This is a genomic window from Flavobacterium sp. EDS, from assembly GCF_020991525.1.
In the GTDB taxonomy this organism is placed as follows: Bacteria; Bacteroidota; Bacteroidia; order Flavobacteriales; family Flavobacteriaceae; genus Flavobacterium.
In genome coordinates this window covers 255,869-275,542 of record NZ_JAJMOZ010000002.1, presented here as the reverse complement: position 1 = coordinate 275,542, position 19,674 = coordinate 255,869, and the positions used below count along the sequence as shown (strand labels likewise).

At 33.7% G+C, this 19,674-nt stretch carries 13 protein-coding genes; 7 read left to right on the top strand and 6 right to left on the bottom strand.

Annotated features, from left to right (window positions below; genetic code table 11):
- Positions 1–112 precede the first annotated feature (112 nt).
- The 4 genes from rpsJ to rpsL are packed head-to-tail and all read right to left on the bottom strand — an operon-like array spanning position 113 to position 3,479.
- Positions 113–418: a 30S ribosomal protein S10 gene (rpsJ, locus tag LPB87_RS04280; RefSeq protein WP_011963470.1), complete on the bottom strand. Its 306-nt coding sequence runs from the start codon at positions 416–418 to the stop codon at positions 113–115.
- Positions 419–429: 11 nt separating this feature from the next.
- Positions 430–2,586 (bottom strand): elongation factor G, encoded by a 2,157-nt coding sequence (gene fusA / locus LPB87_RS04275; RefSeq protein ID WP_129539792.1) that lies wholly within the window; start codon positions 2,584–2,586, stop codon positions 430–432.
- Positions 2,587–2,596: 10 nt separating this feature from the next.
- Complete coding sequence (gene rpsG / locus LPB87_RS04270; RefSeq protein WP_007803600.1) at positions 2,597–3,073, bottom strand: 30S ribosomal protein S7; 477 nt, start codon at positions 3,071–3,073, stop codon at positions 2,597–2,599.
- A 22-nt stretch (positions 3,074–3,095) separates the two neighbouring features.
- Positions 3,096–3,479, bottom strand: a complete 384-nt coding sequence (gene rpsL, locus LPB87_RS04265; protein WP_022828353.1) for a 30S ribosomal protein S12 — start codon at positions 3,477–3,479, stop codon at positions 3,096–3,098.
- Positions 3,480–3,691: 212 nt separating this feature from the next.
- Between rpsL and LPB87_RS04260 the strand changes: the two genes are divergently transcribed.
- From LPB87_RS04260 to LPB87_RS04235, 6 genes are all read left to right on the top strand, one after another.
- Positions 3,692–5,371, top strand: a complete 1,680-nt coding sequence (locus tag LPB87_RS04260) for a hypothetical protein (RefSeq protein WP_230605062.1) — start codon at positions 3,692–3,694, stop codon at positions 5,369–5,371.
- Positions 5,372–5,455: 84 nt separating this feature from the next.
- Entirely contained in the window at positions 5,456–8,587 is a 3,132-nt protein-coding gene (locus tag LPB87_RS04255) for a SusC/RagA family TonB-linked outer membrane protein (protein WP_230605061.1), read from the top strand.
- Between the two features lie 11 nt (positions 8,588–8,598).
- The gene (locus tag LPB87_RS04250) at positions 8,599–10,188 is read left to right on the top strand and encodes a SusD/RagB family nutrient-binding outer membrane lipoprotein (RefSeq protein WP_230605060.1); all 1,590 of its coding nucleotides are present in this window, start codon (positions 8,599–8,601) and stop codon (positions 10,186–10,188) included.
- 80 nt (positions 10,189–10,268) lie between these two features.
- Positions 10,269–11,003 carry a 23S rRNA (guanosine(2251)-2'-O)-methyltransferase RlmB gene (rlmB, locus tag LPB87_RS04245; protein WP_129539796.1) on the top strand — a complete coding sequence of 245 codons (735 nt, stop codon included), beginning with the start codon at positions 10,269–10,271 and terminating at the stop codon, positions 11,001–11,003.
- Positions 11,004–12,044: 1,041 nt separating this feature from the next.
- Positions 12,045–15,107, top strand: coding sequence for a SusC/RagA family TonB-linked outer membrane protein (locus LPB87_RS04240; RefSeq protein WP_230605059.1), 3,063 nt, complete (start codon positions 12,045–12,047; stop codon positions 15,105–15,107).
- 16 nt (positions 15,108–15,123) lie between these two features.
- Positions 15,124–16,539 (top strand): SusD/RagB family nutrient-binding outer membrane lipoprotein, encoded by a 1,416-nt coding sequence (locus LPB87_RS04235; RefSeq protein ID WP_230605058.1) that lies wholly within the window; start codon positions 15,124–15,126, stop codon positions 16,537–16,539.
- Between the two features lie 95 nt (positions 16,540–16,634).
- On the opposite strand, the gene LPB87_RS04230 is transcribed toward LPB87_RS04235, so the two are convergent.
- Positions 16,635–17,408 carry a rhomboid family intramembrane serine protease gene (locus tag LPB87_RS04230; protein ID WP_230605206.1) on the bottom strand — a complete coding sequence of 258 codons (774 nt, stop codon included), beginning with the start codon at positions 17,406–17,408 and terminating at the stop codon, positions 16,635–16,637.
- Between the two features lie 237 nt (positions 17,409–17,645).
- Here LPB87_RS04230 and LPB87_RS04225 point away from each other — a divergent pair, with 237 nt between their 5' ends.
- Positions 17,646–18,923 (top strand): replication-associated recombination protein A, encoded by a 1,278-nt coding sequence (locus LPB87_RS04225; RefSeq protein ID WP_230605057.1) that lies wholly within the window; start codon positions 17,646–17,648, stop codon positions 18,921–18,923.
- A gap of 13 nt (positions 18,924–18,936) precedes the next feature.
- Here LPB87_RS04225 and LPB87_RS04220 read toward each other — a convergent pair whose 3' ends face one another.
- The gene (locus LPB87_RS04220; protein WP_230605056.1) at positions 18,937–19,674 is read right to left on the bottom strand and encodes a hypothetical protein; all 738 of its coding nucleotides are present in this window, start codon (positions 19,672–19,674) and stop codon (positions 18,937–18,939) included.

Genomic DNA, 19,674 nt, shown 5'->3' with positions numbered 1-19,674 from the left:
GCTTTTAACCGAATCCTATTTTTTAAGAGGTGCAAAAGTATAACTTATTTACACACAAACCAAAAAAATATTTTTCGCTTAAAAACAGCGTCCTTTTTTACTCTTGAACTACTTAAACTTTGATCTCAACTTCTACTCCACTTGGCAATTCAAGTTTCATTAAAGCATCAATAGTTTTAGATGAAGATGAATAAATATCAATTAATCTCTTATATGACATTACTTCAAATTGCTCTCTCGCTTTTTTGTTAACGTGCGGAGAACGTAGTACAGTGAAAAGTTTTTTATGTGTTGGCAACGGAATTGGACCTGTTACAACAGCACCGGTACTCTTAACTGTTTTTACAATCTTTTCAGCAGATTTATCCACCAACATGTGATCGTAAGATTTTAGTTTTATTCTGATTTTTTGACTCATTTTCTTAAAGATTAAGCGTTTCCTTTTGCTTTTTTGATAACTGCTTCTGAAATATTAGAAGGCGTTTCAGCGTAGTGTGAAAATTCCATTGTAGATGTTGCTCTACCAGATGAAAGCGTTCTTAATGTTGTTACATATCCAAACATCTCTGACAAAGGCACATCAGCCTTGATAGTTTTAGCACCATTTCTATCACCCATGTCATTAACCTGACCTCTACGACGGTTAATATCACCTACGATATCTCCCATGTTTTCCTCTGGTGTAATAACTTCCATTTTCATGATTGGCTCAAGAATGATTGCTCCTGCAGCTTTAGCCACTTCTCTATACCCCATTCTAGCTGCAAGCTCAAAAGAAAGCGCATCTGAATCGACAGGGTGGAAAGATCCATCAGTTAAAGTCACTTTTAAACTATCTACTTGGTATCCTGCTAAAGGACCAGTTTTCATAGCTTCACGGAAACCTTTTTCTACAGATGGAATATATTCCTTAGGAACGTTACCACCTTTTACAGCATTAATAAACTGCAATCCTACAGGAACTTTACCATCAACTTCATCAGCTGGCCCAAGTGTAAATACGATATCTCCGAATTTACCACGACCTCCTGATTGTTTCTTATATGTTTCTCTATGCGTAGCAGTTTTAGTAAACGCTTCTTTATATTCAACTTGAGGCTCACCTTGGTTCACTTCAACTTTAAACTCACGTTTCATACGATCAATCAAGATATCCAAGTGAAGCTCACCCATACCTGATATAATTGTTTGCCCCGAAGCCTCATCCGTTCTAACTGTAAAAGTTGGATCTTCCTCAGCTAATTTAGCTAAAGCCATACCCATTTTATCCACATCAGCTTTAGTTTTAGGCTCAATTGCAATACCAATTACTGGAGCAGGGAATTTCATTGACTCAAGAATAATTGGGTGTTTTTCATCACACATTGTATCTCCAGTCTTAATATCCTTAAACCCAACTGCCGCACCAATATCTCCAGCCTCGATATACTCGATAGGATTTTGCTTATTAGCATGCATTTGGTAGATACGAGAAATTCTTTCTTTATTTCCAGAACGAGTATTCAAAATATATGAACCCGCATCTAAACGACCTGAATAAGCACGGAAGAAAGCTAAACGACCAACATAAGGATCAGTAGCAATTTTAAATGCTAAAGCAGCGAATGGCTCTTTTACATCAGGACGACGAATAATCTTCTTTTGATCTTCCTCTAACAATTCAGCATCATCAGGATGAATACCCTCAATACCTTCTTTATCCATAGGAGACGGCAAATACTTACAAACAGCATCTAACATAAACTGAACTCCTTTATTTTTAAAAGAAGAACCAGCAAGCATCGGAATGATTGCCATATCTATAGTAGCAGCTCTTAAAGCATTATTAATCTCTTCTTCAGTAATAGAATTCTCATCTTCCATGTATTTATCAAGAAGATTCTCATCATAGTCAGCAACCGCCTCAATAAGTATAGATCTAAATTCTTTTACCTCTGCAAGCATATCCTCAGGGATAGGCACGATATCAAAAGTAGCTCCTTGAGTTTCATCATGCCAAATAATAGCTTGATTCTTAACCAAATCAACCACACCTTTGAAATCATTCTCTTCACCGATTGGCAAAGTGATTGCAACTGCATTAGACTTCAACATATCTCTAACTTGCTGACACACATTCAAAAAGTTAGAACCTTGTCTATCCATTTTATTAACAAATCCCATACGAGGAACTCTATATTGATCAGCAAGTCTCCAGTTAGTTTCTGATTGAGGCTCAACACCATCAACAGCACTAAACAAGAAAACCAACCCATCAAGTACACGTAAAGAACGATTTACCTCTACAGTAAAGTCAACGTGTCCCGGAGTATCAATAATATTAAAATGATATGGTTTTGATTCTGGCAAAGCCTTACCTTGCTCTGTTGGAAAACTCCACTCACAAGTTGTAGCTGCAGAAGTAATTGTAATACCTCTTTCCGCTTCTTGCTCCATCCAGTCCATTGTTGAAGCACCATTATGCACCTCACCAATTTTATGTGTTTTCCCTGTATAAAAAAGGATACGCTCTGTAGTTGTTGTTTTACCAGCATCAATATGCGCAGCAATCCCTATATTTCTTGTATATTTTAAATCTCTAGCCATTTCTTATGAATTAAAATCTAAAGTGAGAGAATGCTTTATTAGCTTCAGCCATCTTATGAGTATCCATTCTCTTCTTAACAGCCGCTCCTTCTTCTTTAGCCGCAGCTAAACATTCTGAAGCCAACCTTTGAGCCATAGATTTTTCATTTCTTCTTCTAGAATAAAGTATTAACCACTTCATTGCCATAGAAATCTTACGATCTGGTCTGATTTGCATTGGAATTTGGAATGTAGCTCCACCAACTCTACGACTACGTACTTCTACGTGAGGCATAACATTAGTTAAAGCATCTTTCCAGATTTCTAATGATGATTTTTCTGAATCTTGCTTTTTAGATTCAATGATGTCAATTGCATCATAAAATACTTTAAAAGCTGTAGATTTCTTACCGTCCCACATTAAGTTATTCACAAAACGCGTTACCAACTGGTCATTAAACCTCGGATCTGGTAAAAGTGGTCTTTTCTTTGCCGCTCTTTTTCTCATGTCTTTTTTTTAAAAGTTTAAATTACTTTTTTGCTTCTTTTGGGCGTTTAGCACCGTACTTAGATCTTCTTTGCGTTCTTCCTGCAACTCCTGACGTGTCAAGCGCTCCACGAACGATATGATATCTAACACCTGGTAAATCTTTTACCCTTCCGCCTCTAACTAATACTATCGAGTGCTCTTGTAAATTGTGTCCTTCTCCAGGGATGTAAGCATTTACCTCATTACCATTTGTCAAACGTACACGCGCTACTTTACGCATTGCAGAGTTTGGTTTTTTTGGTGTAGTAGTGTAAACACGCGTACAAACCCCTCTTCTTTGAGGACAAGAATCTAAAGCAACCGATTTACTCTTCTTAGTCATCTGAGTTCTTCCTGTTCTTACTAATTGTTGAATTGTTGGCATAATTAATACTAAAAATTTATTATGTATATTAAATTCCCGCTTTTTACGGGGTTGCAAATGTATAAAATATTTTTCACTATACAAACGTTAATGCATTAATTTTCAATAAGATTATTTAACCTTATGATTTTAATCTCAAAGATTAGATATTTGTATTATTTTTAATAAAACACTTTTAAAACTTGAAAACACTTTTCACTTTTTTTCTAATAATGACTTTAAGTTTACAATGTCGTGCACAACATTTTGAATTAAAGATAGCTGGAGAAAATAATTTAGACGAAAAAATCATAGACTCCATCCCATATTTAAAAAAACACAAAACCGTCAAATCCATCACTGATGAGATACAATTATTCTCAGAAAAACTTTCAGCGAAAGGCTATATTGACAACAAAATAACATCAAACGATCACATAAACGACAGCTTATACATCATCAGATTCAGCCTAAAGAAGAAAATAAATTTCATACATATATATATAGACAAAGAAAACACAATTTTAAAAACAGTATTCCCTAACATAAAAGAAGATACCCTCATAATTCCGTACGAAGAAATCGAATCACTATTAAACACAAAACTAAACCAACTTGAGCAGCTAGGCTATTCTTTTACAAATTTAAAACTAACAAACATCCAACATAAAAAAAACACTCTTTACGCTAATCTAGATTTCAAAAACAAGAAGAAAAGAGAAATAAACTCAATCATATTAAACTTCACACAAAACAACCAATCAAATTTTTTTCCTAAAGGCCACCTAAAACAACTTAACAAAAAATACAACAATAAAACCTTCAACCAAGAATCCATAAAACAACTCTACCAAGACATAAACAATTACGAATTTGTCTCTCAAACCAAATACCCAGAAATACTTTTCACGAATGATTCCACCAAAATCTATATTTATATTGAAAAAAGAAAAGCAAACACCTTTGATGGCTATATCGGCTTCACAAACAGCGAAAGCAAAAAAGTAACATTTAATGGATACTTAGACATCACCTTACTCAATACCCTTCATGCTGGAGAAAAATTCTCCTTATACTGGAAAAGCGACGGAAGCCAACAAAAGACTTTTAACACAAGTTTAGAGATCCCATACATTTTCAAAACCCCATTAGGAATAAAAGCCCAACTAAACATCTTTAAACAAGACAGCACTTTTCAGAATAGCAAAACCGCAATTAACCTTGGATACTATATCAACTATAACTCAAAAATATACTTAGGCTACCAATCTACGGAATCAAGCGACATACAGAATACAAACAACTCAACAATCAGTGATTACAAAAACTCATACACCACAATAAACTACAATTACAAAAAAACAAACTACAACAACAATCTATTTCCAGAAAAAGCACACATAAACTACATAGTCGGCTATGGCAAAAGAAACACAAATAACGAGCCTGAAACTGCAAAAAACAGCAAGCAATTTTACAGCTCGTTTAACATAAACTACAATTTTAAGCTAAACGAAAAGAATTACATTAACATAAATTCACAGAATTTTATCTTAAAAAGCGACAACTATATCATCAATGAATTATTAAGATTTGGAGGCATAAATTCAATTCGTGGATTTTCAGAAAATAGCCTACAAGCAAATTTTAATTGTCTAATTCTTACAGAATACAGATACTTAGTTTCACAAAATCTATACATCAATTCTATAGCTGATTACGGTATATACCAAGACTTAACAAACAATATCAATCAAAAAGAAATCAAAAAATTAATAGGAATTGGCATTGGAGTCACCATACAAACTACAAATGGATTATTAAAAATCGCCACGACAAACGGAAGCACTAAGACGCAAAATTTACAATTAAACAACACTATCATAAACATAAGTTATAATGTTAAATTTTAGTATTTAACAAAAAAATATTTTTATTTACTAGGAAAGTTAACAAATTATTAAGAGTTTTGCGATACTAATTCAAAATATTTAAAAATGAAACTAAAGTTCAATGGATTCTTAGTGCTATTCTTAGTACTAGTCGCGCAACTTACTTTTGCGCAAGAAAGAGTTGTTTCAGGGACTATTTCCGACAATGCGGGCATGCCATTACCAGGCGTGAGTGTATTGGTCAAAGGAACTAAAACCGGAACACAAACCGATTTTGATGGAAAATATTCTATCAAAGCTTCTTCAAGCCAAGTTTTGGTATTTAGCTACATTGGGATGAAAACCCAAGAAATAGCTGCAAGTTCTTCAGTAATCAATGTGAAACTGGCCGATGATTCAGTAGAATTAGAAAGCGTTGTTATTACTACTGCATTAGGGATCAAAAGAGAGAAAAAATCACTTGGATACTCTGCTCAAGATGTAAAAGGTGAAATAATCAGTGAAGGTGGAACTACCAATGCTGTTTCTGCTTTATCTGGAAACGTTGCTGGTCTTCAAGTTACTGCTCCATCTACAATGGGTGGTTCTACAAGAGTTATCTTAAGAGGTGTTGGATCTGTTACAGGAGAAAACAAACCACTTATCGTAGTTGACGGAATCCCATTAGATAACGGAAACTACAATGATGCCAACACCACAAGTGGTCGTGGAGGTAGAGATTACGGAGATGCTTCTGCGGATATTAACCCAGACGACATTGAATCTGTAACTGTATTAAAAGGTGGGCCAGCTGCTGCATTATACGGAAGTAGAGCAGGTAATGGTGCTATCTTATACACTACTAAATCTGGAAAGAAAAAAGGCGGTAAAAGCGAGTTCTCTTTCAATACAGGTCTAACGATGGAATCTATAAACATCAGACCAAATTTACAAAGATCATATGGTGGAGGTTCTATGTCAACTTTCAAAACTCAAGTTATTGATGGAAAAACTTACAACCTAGCAGAATATGATGTAGATGAAAGCTGGGGACCAAAGTTTGATCCAAACGTAAAATACTTACCTTGGAATGCTTTTGATAAAGAATTTGCAAATGATTATTTAAAAGAAAGATCATGGACAGCTTCTGCAAATGATGTAGATTCATTCTTTAGAGTAGGTACAACTAAAACCAACTCTTTATCTTACTTAACATCTACTCAAGATAGCAATTTTAGACTTTCTTATAGCAACCAACAGACTGAAGGTATAACACCGAATTCTTCACTTAAGAAAAACACCTTCTCGATTAATGCAAATTCTAAACTTGGAGACAAGTTTAAAATTGAAGGAATGATGACTTTTGTACAAACTAAAGGATTCAACAGACCTGAAGTAGGATACGGAGACAATTCAGTAGCTCAAAAATTCTATCAATGGGGACAAAGACAACTAGATTTCAATGATTTAAAAAATTACAAGTTAGCAGACGGAAGCCAAAGATCTTGGAACAGAACTGCATGGAATGATGGAACACCATTATACTCAGATAATCCATATTGGATTATGAACGAAAACACTTCTGATGACACGAGAAATCGTTTGTATGGTAATGCTAAACTTACCTACAACATAACTCCTGATTTGTATTTAGTTGGTAACGTTTACGGAGACATGTACACTTTAAACATTAACGAAAGAGTAGCAGTAGGTTCTCAAGCTACATCAAGTTTCAAATCGACTACACGTACTTTAAGTGATTTTAACTACGAAGCTCGTATTCATTATGACAAACGTTTTGGTAAATTCAGCATCAGTTCATTTGCAGGGGTTAACAAAAGAGTATCTAATTACTCACTATTAAGCGGAGAAACTGTAGGAGGACTTAGTTTAGCTAACTTATACAACCTTTCAAACAGTGTTGAAAGTGCTCTAGCAAAAAACACCGATACAAATAGCCAAACAAACAGTATCTATGGTTTTGTTTCTATCGGATATAATGATATGCTATTTTTAGAGGCAACAGACAGAAATGACTGGTTTAGTACAACATATAAAGATGTTAATTACGCTTCATTTACAGGAAGTTTTGTTTTCTCTGAATTAATGAAAAACTCTTCATGGCTTAACTACGGTAAATTAAGAGGAGGTTGGGCTCAAGCAGGAAACGCTACATCTGCATACAATTTAGCAGACTACGCTGACGTATTTACCCCTTTCCAAGGAGATCCTAGATACAGTAATCCAAACAGAGGTAACAACAAATATTTAGTACCTGAATTAAAAACTACTAAAGAAATCGGTTTAGAATTAAGCTTATTTAACAGAAGAGTTGGTATAGACGCATCTTACTACGATGTTGTAACTGAAGACTTAATAACTCCTGTAGAAACTTTCTCTGCTACTGGTAACACTAGTTATTATAAAAATGCAGGAAAATTACAAAACAAAGGATTTGAAACAACTATAACAGTTACACCAGTAAGAACTCAAGATTTCTCATGGGATGTTACATGGAACTTTGCTAAAAATGAGAACAAACTATTAGAATTATCTGGAGGTGCACAATCATTACTATTACAAACTGCACCATTCCGTGCTTCATTGTACGCAATAGTTGGTCAACCATACGGTCAGATTTATGGAACAGATTTCACTTATGATGACAAAGGAAATAAAATCATAGGAGCTAATGGTAGATACGTAGCATCTGGTCAAAAAGCACTTGGTTCGACTACTCCAGACTACAATATGGGTCTTAGAAACTCATTCAAATACAAAAATTTCAGTTTAAGCGCATTATTTGACATGCAAAAAGGCGCAAGCTACTTCTCAACATCACATATGTACGGAATGTACTCTGGTATGCTTGAGGAAACTGCAGCAAACGGAGTACGTGAAAACGGGGTAGTTCTAGAAGGTGTATTAGCGGACGGAACCCCAAACACAAAATCACTTACTGGTGTTCAATGGGGTAAAACTTATTCTGCTGGTATAGATAAACTTAATGTTTTCAGTTCTGACTACATTAAATTAAGAGAAGTTATGTTCTCTTACAGTTTCCCAGTAAAATACACAGGTCCTTTCTCAGCAGTTAAGTTATCTGCCTTTGGTAGAAATCTTTTTACATGGAACCTAGATTGGAAAGGAATGGATCCAGAAATGGCATCATACGGTAGTGGAAACGTTCAAGGAATAGAAGGTGGATCTTTACCATCAACTAGAACATACGGAATGAATCTAGAATTAAAATTCTAAAATAAGACAAAATGAAAAAAATATTCATATCATTATTATCAGTTATGGCTTTTGGCCTACTGACAACTACCGTAAGCTGTAGTGACGGATTAGAAGAATTAAACAAAAGTCCCAACCAGCCAGAGATTGTTACGGTCCCGGCTTATGGAATTTTCAATTATGCAAACAAGTACTTAATGGATAATACAAGGAGCGTTTTCCCATCAGGAAGACTAGCATTACCTTGGGTACAATATTCTGCTCAAACAACTTACACTGAAGAGGACAGATTCCAATTCAGAATTTCATCAAGAGATGCTTATTTCTCAGATTTGTATTTGACAGCTAGAGATTACAAAACAGTAATCGATGCAAATATAGCTCCTGAAACAGCTGCAAAAAACGCAGTTTATGGTAATAATAAAAACCAGATTGCAGCCGCAAGAGTGATGCTAGCTTATACTTTTTCACTATTAGCTGATACTTATGGGGATGTTCCTTATTATTCATACGGAAATAACGATCCAGATTTTCAAGCATTACAATTAGATAAAGGTATTGATACACCAAAATTTGCTTCGCAAGTAAAAATCTATACAGATATTCTAAAAGAGTTAAAAGAATCTGTTGCGATGTTGGTTTTGAACGAGCCAGTTTTCACAAAAGGAGATTATCTTTTTGATGGAGACGCTGAGAAACTTAAAAAATTCGCTAACTCTTTACGTTTACGTATAGCAACAAGAGTAAACGGAGTTGTACCTGGAGCTGCTACTCATATCACAGAAGCAATAGCTTCTGGGGTAATGACAAGTAATGCTGACAGTGTAGGTTTACAATACGAAAACAACAACGTAAACCCTGCTCCTTTCTATAAAGGATTCTATTTAGAAAACAGATCAGATTTCAGAGTTGCAAACACTTTTATTGATTTATTAAAAGGTAAAATTGGGGTTTTTGGAATTATTGATCCAAGATTACAAAAATACGCTGCACCTATTACTGCTGGTTTATTAGACATTAGAGATCAAGCCTATGCAGAAACTAACGATTTAACAAAGTATGCAGGTATGCCTTACGGTCTTGCTACTGATGAAGTTTCAACACAGAAAGCTAACACTTCTGTTTTTAGTTATAATGTATTGAAGAAAAATTATACTGAAATCCTAATGGAGTATGCAGAAGTAGAATTTTTACTTGCTGAAAATAATGGATGGAGTGATACTAATTACAAAAATGGTATTAGAGCGTCTATGGAACGTTGGGGTGTAGAGGATGCTAAGATTAATACTTACTTAGCAGCTGTTGCTGCTCCAAGTAAAGAAAATGTATTGACTCAAAAATACCTTGCTTTGTTTATGCAACCAGCAGAAGCTTGGGCTGAATACAGAAGAACAGGTTTTCCTTCTTCTTTATTAAAACCAGGACAAAAATATCCACTAAATGTTCCTGTGGGTTCAAAGGTTGAATATACTTTTGTTCCATTAGAACCATTAACAGATTTACCTACTCGTTTAACATACCCTACTAACTCAGCAACTCTAAATGGTGCAAACTATGCCGAAGCTGCTAAAAACATGGGTGGTGACAAACTAGATTCAAAATTAATCTGGGATAAAAACTAGTATTATTTAAGTGTTATTTGACACTATTACAATAAGAAACCACCAACGAAAGTTGGTGGTTTTTTTTATATATTTGCACTATGGAAAAAGAACATCAAATATTTGGAATTAGAGCTATCATAGAAGCAATCCAAGCTGGTAAAGAAGTAGACAAAGTATTCATCCAAAAAGAAATTTCTGGTGAATTAATGAAAGATTTAATGAAAGTGATGAAACGCGCTAATATTAATTTTTCTTATGTACCTGTTGAAAAACTAAATCGCTTAACTCCAAATAACCATCAAGGCGCTGTCGCAACCATATCTCCAATTGGTTTTATCGACATAGAGCATCTAGTAGAATCGACTCTAGAATCTGGATTAAAACCATTATTCCTGATATTAGATCAAATATCTGATGCTAGAAATTTTGGTGCCATTATTAGAACAGCAGAATGCACTGGAGTAAACGGAATTATTGTTCAAAAAGCGGGTTCAGCTCCTGTAAATGGAGATACCGTTAAAACATCGGCTGGTGCCGTTTTTAATGTTCCAATATGCAAAGTAGAACATATTAAAGATGCTGTATTTTACCTTCAAGGATCCGGAATAAAAACTGTTGCCGCAACTGAAAAAACAGATAAAAACATTTACGATTTATCACTAAACGAACCTTTGGCAATTATCATGGGATCTGAAGATAGAGGCATTAACCCTTCTGTTCTTAAAATTGTTGATGAAAAAGCAAAATTACCTATGTTTGGTACTATTGGCTCTTTGAATGTTTCTGTTGCTTGTGGCGCTTTCTTATATGAAGCTGTTAGACAAAGAAGCTAAATAACATAATCTTAGAAAGTAAATATAGCTTTCTAGTCGTTTAACAAAAAACTATACTTGTAAAATCAACATTTACGAGTATAGTTTTTTTTTGCTATACACACAACAGATAATAATTTTTAAAATTAAAACTAGTCAATAATATCTCAAATTAAACACAACCCACGCTAGTTTCTTTAGTTAACAAAACGCACAATTCCTAAAAGTTACATTAAACCCCCTCACCTATTTCTCAAAAAAAGCCAAGTATCAATATCCCAAATAACAATGAAAATTTTTCGTAAGAAACTAAGATAACACTTAATATTGATTACAAGTTTCATCATTTCCTTAAAATAAATATGGTGATAAAAATCTACATAAAACAATCCAAACAGATACAATTTTAAGTTCAATATAAGCGCGTATAAGGAAATCAAGCTAAAAAATAAACAATCCGTAGCAAAGAATAAACCTCTCATAAAAAATGAGATTACTACAAAACAAATTGATGTGCCCATATAAAATTCAAAAAAATAGCATTAACGAAAAAAGCAAAATGGAAAACACTTATAATATATCGATTTGACAGTGGAAACATAGATTAAAATTTAATATTTCATGACAATCATTTATATTCAACTTAAAACCATAATTTACATAGTTAAAAGAGTGTTTCAACTCAATAATACTGTCTATACTCTACCAATTTTAAGAAATTAAAAGCAAAGAACGCAGTGAGCCCCCGTCATACATACAAATTATTCCTATTAAATGAAAAATTGAGCTCAAAAAAAATCACTTTTTATTCAATCCAAAAAATCATTTTTTTTAATCATAAAAAATAAAGCTTTTCATTAAAAAAATGCAAATTTAATAAAAAGCACATAAAAATTTAACTTTACCTGTTTTAAAAAACAAGTAATAACTTACAATTAATAAATATTTTTAGTAAGAAATATAAACTTATTCCTAGGAAAAAGCTGTTTATTGAAATTACCAATTAGGTAGATTAACAATTTATTGTGAGTTTTGTGATTCTAATTAAAAATATTAAAAAGAATGAAATTAAAGTTCAAAGGGATCTTAGTGCTATTCCTAGCACTAATTGCGCAACTAACTTTTGCACAAGAAAGAGCTGTTTCAGGTACTGTTTCTGACAATACAGGGATGCCATTACCAGGTGTTAGTGTATTAGTAAAAGGAACAAAAACGGGAACACAAACTGATTTTGATGGAAAATACACTATCAAAGCTTCATCGAATCAGGTATTAATTTTTAGCTACATTGGAATGAAAACCCAAGAAGTAGCTGCAACGTCATCTACAGTTAATGTAAAATTAAAAGATGACTCAGTAGAACTAGAAGGCGTAGTTGTTACAGCTTTAGGAATTAAAAAAGAAGAGAAAAAACTTGGGTATGCAGTATCTAAAGTTTCTGCGGATGAAATTACTAAATCAGGTGAGCAAAATGTTCTTCAAGCATTAGCTGGTAAAGCTGCTGGAGTACAAATCATCGGATCTGGTGGAACTCCTGGTGCATCTAGTAAAATTATCATTAGAGGAACCAATACTATTACAGGTACAAGTGACCCTCTTATCGTAGTAGATGGTATTCCAATTGACAATTCTACAACTCAAACTAGTGCAGGTGACAATCCTTTTAATGCAAACTTATCAGGAATCAATAACTCAAACAGAGCATTAGACATTAATCCTGATGACATCGAAAGTGTTACTATTCTTAAAGGACCTGCTGCAGCTGCTTTATACGGAGCTAGAGCTGGTAACGGTGTTATTATTTACACTACTAAAAAAGGTAAAAACGGAAAAGGACTAGGTATTGATTACAATAATTCGTTAGCTATAGACAAAGTAAGTCAATTGCCTGCAAGACAAAACAAATATGTTCAAGGTAATTATGACAAAGCTGGAGTTCCTCAATATGCATCAAATACTCCACAAAGTTGGGGCCCATCGGCTGCATCATTAGGTCTTCCTACTTACGACAATCCACGTAATTTCTTTCAAGAAGGTATTACTCAAACTAATAATATTTCGATATACGGAGGAGATGACAAAGCTACCTTTAGAGCTTCTTATGGTAACGTTACGCAAACAGGGATGATTCCTGAAACAGGATTAAAAAGAAATACTCTTAGACTTTCAGGAGACTTAAAATTAAGCGAAAAATGGAAAGCGGGTGCTAGTATGCAATACACGCACACAACTACTACTTTAGCCCAAAACGGTAGTAATGCTTCTGGAGTTATGTTAGGTTTAATGCGTTCTCCTATTAATTATGACTTAAGAAACTACAAGGATGAGTTTGGAAATAACACCAACTATTTCTCTGGATATGACAATCCTTACTTTACTGTAAATGAAAATCAAGCAACAAGTGATGTAAATCGTGTTTTGGGTAACATCTACTTAACGTACAATCATGCAAAATGGTTATCATTAACAGCAAAAGGTGGTATTGATACTTACTCAGACGCACGTAAACAAATCTATGCTGTTTCATCAAATGGTGATGATTTAGGTGGGATTGGTGAAGTTGCTTACAATAGCATCACAAACAAAGATTACTATGGAGATTTAATAGCTTCAGGTTTAATACCATTAAACTCAGAATCGATAAAAATCAACTATACTGCGGGTCTTAACTTACGTTCTAATCAATATTTAGATATATTTTCAAGAGGTAAAGGTTTATCTGTACCAGGAGTATATAATTTGGGTAACGCAACTCAATTATACGCTTCTAACGTAGAAGAAAACACAATTTCTAGAGCTCTTTTTGCTCAAGTAGATTTTGACATCAAAGATCAACTTTTCATATCTGGTACAATCCGTAAGGAATGGGCATCTACATATGGTGACAATGTAAAAAGTGCTGTATTTCCTTCAGGAACGGCTTCTTGGATAGCATCAAATACCTTTGATTGGGGCAATTTCGTAAAATTTAGCTATGGATATGGAGAAGTAGGTATTGCGCCAGCAGCATATCGTACCAAAAGTTTTTACTCAAAACCATCCATGACTGATGGGTTCACAAATGGTTTAAGTTTTCCTTACAATGGAATAAATGGAATGGCTTTAGCTGGTCGTTTATCTAATCCTGATTTAAAACCAGAAAGAGTATTAGGTCACGATTTAGGATTAAGTACTAAATTTTTAAACAATCGTTTAGCGATAGATGTGAATTTATACTATAAAACATCTAAAGATTTATTAATTGATGTACCATTACCACAGTCATCTGGTTTTGCAGCACAATATAAAAATGCGGCTGAATTAGTTAACAAAGGTATTGAAGTAGAGATTGGCTACGATATATTTAAAAAAAGCAATCCATTTCAATGGAATGTTAATTTAAACTGGGCTAAAAACGAAAATGAAGTAACAGATATATCAGGTGGTTTACCTGAAATATCAATAGAAACTGCTTTTGCATCTATTGGATATTATGCTGTAAAAGGACAACCATTAGGAAGTTTTTACGGAACGAAATGGAAACGTGATGAAAATGGGCAAAAAATCATTGGAAGCAATGGATTAGCTGTCGTAGCTGATGAAGTAGGGAATTTAGGAAATTCAGCTCCAAAATGGACTGGTGGTATCAGAAATACTTTCTCTTACAAGAGAATAACTTTGTCTGCTTTATTAGATATTAGACACGGAGGAGAAGTTTACAATGGTACACTAGCAAGAATGCACAGCATAGGTGTCTCTGAAGCTTCTGCAGATAGAGAAAGAACTTATGTCATAGATGGTGTTAAAGAAGATGGAACTCCGAATGACAAAGCAATAACAGCCCAACAATATTATCAAAAATATCTTGGTGATGGTGGTGGAGCAGCAGAAGAGGCAGTAGAAACTGTAAACTGGGTTAGACTTCGTGATGCAACAATTAGCTATGATCTGAATGTAAAACAATTCCCATTCGTAACTGCTGCACAAATATCTCTAACAGGAAGAAACTTGTGGATAAATACAAACTACAAAGGAGTAGACCCTGAAACTAGCTTAACTGGTGCTGGATCTAGAATTAATGGATTAGACTATTTCAACAATCCTGGTAGTAAATCTTTCATAATGAGTCTACGCGTAAGCTTTTAATTAAAAACTAATAAAAATGAAAAAATACATAAAAGGTATAATTCTAACAGCGTTTAGCATAACGTTACTAAACAGTTGTCAATCTGAATTAGATGAATTTAACAACAATCCTAATAACCCCTCAGTTAGTACCCCTTCTTTATTGATGGCTGCAATGGAAGTTTCAACATTTTCTACGCATACAAGTGGTTTAATGAGAAATACAGGCATTTTTACACAACATTTGGCGGGTACAAATATTGGGCAAATGGGACCAATCGCAAGTTATATTGTAACCGAAGGAGATGTAAACAATGAGTGGAACCTTATTTATGGTACTACTTTAATGAATGGACATATCTTAAATAGAGATTTTGCAAAAGACTATCCATATTATAATGGAATAGGTCAGGTATTAACTGCTATAAATCTAGGATACGCTACAGATATGTGGGGAGATGTACCTTATGATGAAGCATTTCGTGCAGAACAAGGGAACAAAGCTCCTAAATACAATACACAACAAGAAATATACGCAAGATTACAAACTATCTTAGATGATGCTATTATAAACTTAGCAAAACCTTTAGCTAATAATGAAAAAGTACCTGAGGAAGACGATATGATTTTTAAAGGTGATACTAAAAAATGGATAAAAGTTGCTTACGTATTAAAAGCTAGATATGCTTTAAGACTAACTGCTATTGAAGGTAATGTTGCTGCTCAAAAAGCATTAGATTATATTACTCTAGCAGGTATGACTAAAAACGAAGATGATGCAAATACTTTGTTTACAAGTGAATCTAATAGTTTTAACCAATGGTATGCTTTTGAAGATACACGTGACAACTACTTAAAAGTGGGTAAATATTTTGTTGATTATCTAAAAAGCAACAATGACCCTAGACTATCAAGTATGATAGCCTTAACCAAAGCTCCAGTTCCTTTGCCACCAGGAACCATATTTATCCCAGAATATATAGGAAATGCACCTGAGGATCAATCATCTGTTGGAACTTCTTATATCGGAGCAGCATTTGCTAGTAAAGACTCTCCTATTGGAATTGTAACTTATGCTGAAGCAAAATTTATTGAAGCTGAAGCTAGAGCAATATTAGGACAATCAGGCGTACAAACTGCATTGAAAGATGCTGTAACTGCTTCTGTGACTAAGATTACTGGTACAGCTCCTACAGCAGGATTTTTAGCAACTGCAACTGCTGATTTTACTATTGCTAATATTATTCAACAGAAATATATTGCTCTATTTTTAACTATGGAGCCATATAATGATTATAGAAGAACAGGTTTTCCTGCGTTAGTTCCTAATCAAGATTCTAATACAAAAACTATACCTGTAAGACTACCTACTCCGTCTGATGAAAGACAATACAACCCAAACGCAACTGTGGTTAGTAATGTTACATCTCATATTTGGTGGGATAAAAACTAATCCTGTTTAAGCAATAGTATTACAATAACCACTCTGTTTATTCAGAGTGGTTATTTTTTTATATGATTGTCATCTAAAAAAATAAAACATCTGTTTTAATTCGTTTCTGTTTTTGTAGCATTGCCATCTTCTACAAAATCATAAACAACATTTAAGTTAGAGGTGAAAAAAGATTCTCTCTCGACAATAATCTCTTCTGGTTCGGGTAGATTAACAAAATTACCTTGCTCATCAAAATGTTTCATAAAAGCATCTTCTTCAGGGTTGAAATTAGGATCTTGCCAATCGTATAAAATAGGTTTTCGATATTCGGGTGTTTTATATTTTAATGATATTAAGAAACCTGTTATCAATCCCGCCAAATGACCTTCCCAAGAGATTGATGTGTCTACTTCTGGAAAAACATACCAAATCATCCCTCCATAAAGCAAAACAACGGATAACGACAAAGCCACTAATCGGTAATATTGAGTTTGTATGCCTTTGAAAAAAATAAAACTCACCAAAACATATATCAAGCCACTTGCTCCTATATGATAATTGGGTCTTGCAATGATCCAAGTAATTAATCCCGAAAAGAATATTCCGTAAAGAATTACGGGAACTGTTTGCTTTGGATAAAAAAATTGAAGCGCTGCCAATAAAACCAATAATGGTATCGAATTGTTATACAGATGACTTATATCTGCATGGATAAAAGGACTAAATATGATTCCTTGTAAACCTGAAAATACTCTAGGGAATATACCATATTCATAAAAGTCGAAATCATACCGTATTTGTAACCAATATACAATCCATAACAACAATACAGAAAACAATGGTAGTATAACAACCGAATTGGTAAACTTAAAAGGATTTTCCACTATTGATTATAATATATGATTAGTAGCTAAATTTATGTCAAAAATTTATCCAAAATAAATATAATGCTATTTTGTCAGACACTTATCTAATGCTAAAGCAGTTTTTTAGCCCAGATCGAAACGGCATCCTTTATTGTTGCTCCTTTAGCAATAATAAAGATATAGTGAAGAGCTGGAAATTGCTCTTAAAAAAAGCTAAATGTGATGACAAATCAAAATTGAAAATAGTAATTTTACAAAATGGAAGCACCATTAGCAGAACGCATACGACCACAGAAATTAGAGGACTATATTAGCCAAAGTCATTTGGTTGGACCAAATGGTTCTTTAACGCAACAAATAGTAAAAGGAATCATCCCGTCATTGTTATTTTGGGGACCTCCTGGAACAGGAAAAACGACTTTAGCTCAAATTATTGCACAGGAATCTAAACGTCCTTTTTATATACTGAGCGCTATTAATTCTGGGGTAAAAGATATTCGTGATGTTATTGAGAAAGCGAAACAAAGTGGGGGTTTATTTACTGCCAAAAATCCTATTTTGTTTATTGATGAGATTCATCGTTTTAGTAAATCGCAACAAGATTCGCTTCTTGCCGCTGTAGAAAAAGGATGGATTACTCTTATTGGAGCTACAACCGAAAATCCGAGTTTTGAAGTAATTCCTGCCTTATTATCAAGATGCCAAGTTTATATTTTGAATGCTTTTACAAAAAGTGATTTAGAGTTATTATTACATCGCGCTATGAAAACCGATGTTATATTAGCTACTAAAAAAATTGATTTAAAAGAAACCGAAGCGCTATTGAGACTTTCTGGAGGTGACGGAAGGAAATTGTTAAATATATTTGAACTAGTTATAAATGCATCACCAAATGATAATATAATTATTACTAATGATCGTGTGTTTGAACTGGTACAGCAAAACACGGTTTTGTATGACAAAAGTGGTGAACAACATTATGATATTGTTTCGGCTTTTATAAAATCAATTCGTGGAAGCGACCCTAACGGTGCTGTTTATTGGTTAGCAAGAATGATTGAAGGTGGTGAAGATGTAAAATTTATTGCTAGAAGAATGTTAATTCTATCTAGTGAAGATATTGGAAATGCAAACCCTACAGCATTTATTATGGCTAATAATACTTTTCAGGCTGTTACGACTATTGGTTATCCTGAAAGCAGAATAATACTAAGCCAATGCGCAATTTATCTCGCAACTTCGCCTAAAAGTAACGCTTCTTATCTGGCTATCGGTAATGCGCAACAACTTGTAAAACAAACTGGAGATTTACCTGTTCCTATACATTTACGCAATGCTCCTACTAAATTAATGAAAGAACTGGGTTATGGAGATGATTATAAATATTCGCATGATTATGCAAATAACTTTGCCGAGCAGGAGTTTTTACCCGATGCAGTATCTGAAACTGTATTATATAATCCCGGCAACAATTCTAGAGAGAATAGCAACCGGGAATTTTTGAGAAATCGCTGGAAAGACAAATACGGATACTAAATCCGTTTTTGTTTTAGAATTTAACAACTACTTTTTCTGAAACTAATTTGTCGTTTTGATAGTACTCAAAGTACCATTCGTTGTCTTTAACATTTAAAGATCCTTGAATATCTCCTTTTATAGCTATAAATGAATCTGGACGAGAAGTTTTCATTAACTTCATAACAACTTTTGGAGTTTTATCAATTAACTGATATCCTGTTTCTGTAGGTTGCGCATACAACAAATTAGGATCATCGTTATTCACAATAGTCTTAGCAACTGTAGTAGAAGCAACAACTAAAGGAGCCACTGAAACTGGCAGTTGATTATTTGAATTTGTTGAGGATTTGCCATTATATTTATAATTTAAAGCATTAACTGACATAAAAGCCTGATTTAAAGCTTCAGAATATGCTTGGTCATATTCTTTTATTTTACTTCTCCCTACATCTGATGTAAAAACAATTTTCCCATAACAATCTTTAAATGTAATATACAGTTTTGTCACTAAAAAAGCATTGTCTTTAATTACATTTATATACAATAAATCACATCTGTTATAACTTTCTGAACCAGCTTCATCTGCATAAAATGCATCAAAACCAGCTTTCTTCAAATTAAACTTTGTAAGAGTAGCCAATCTATATTGATTATCACTTCTCATAAAATCATATTTCAACGGAACAACAACCGCTTTATAATCGTTCAGAGATTGAGAGAAACCGTAGCTTGAGATAAAAAAAAGCAATAATAAGATTCTTGTTTTCAT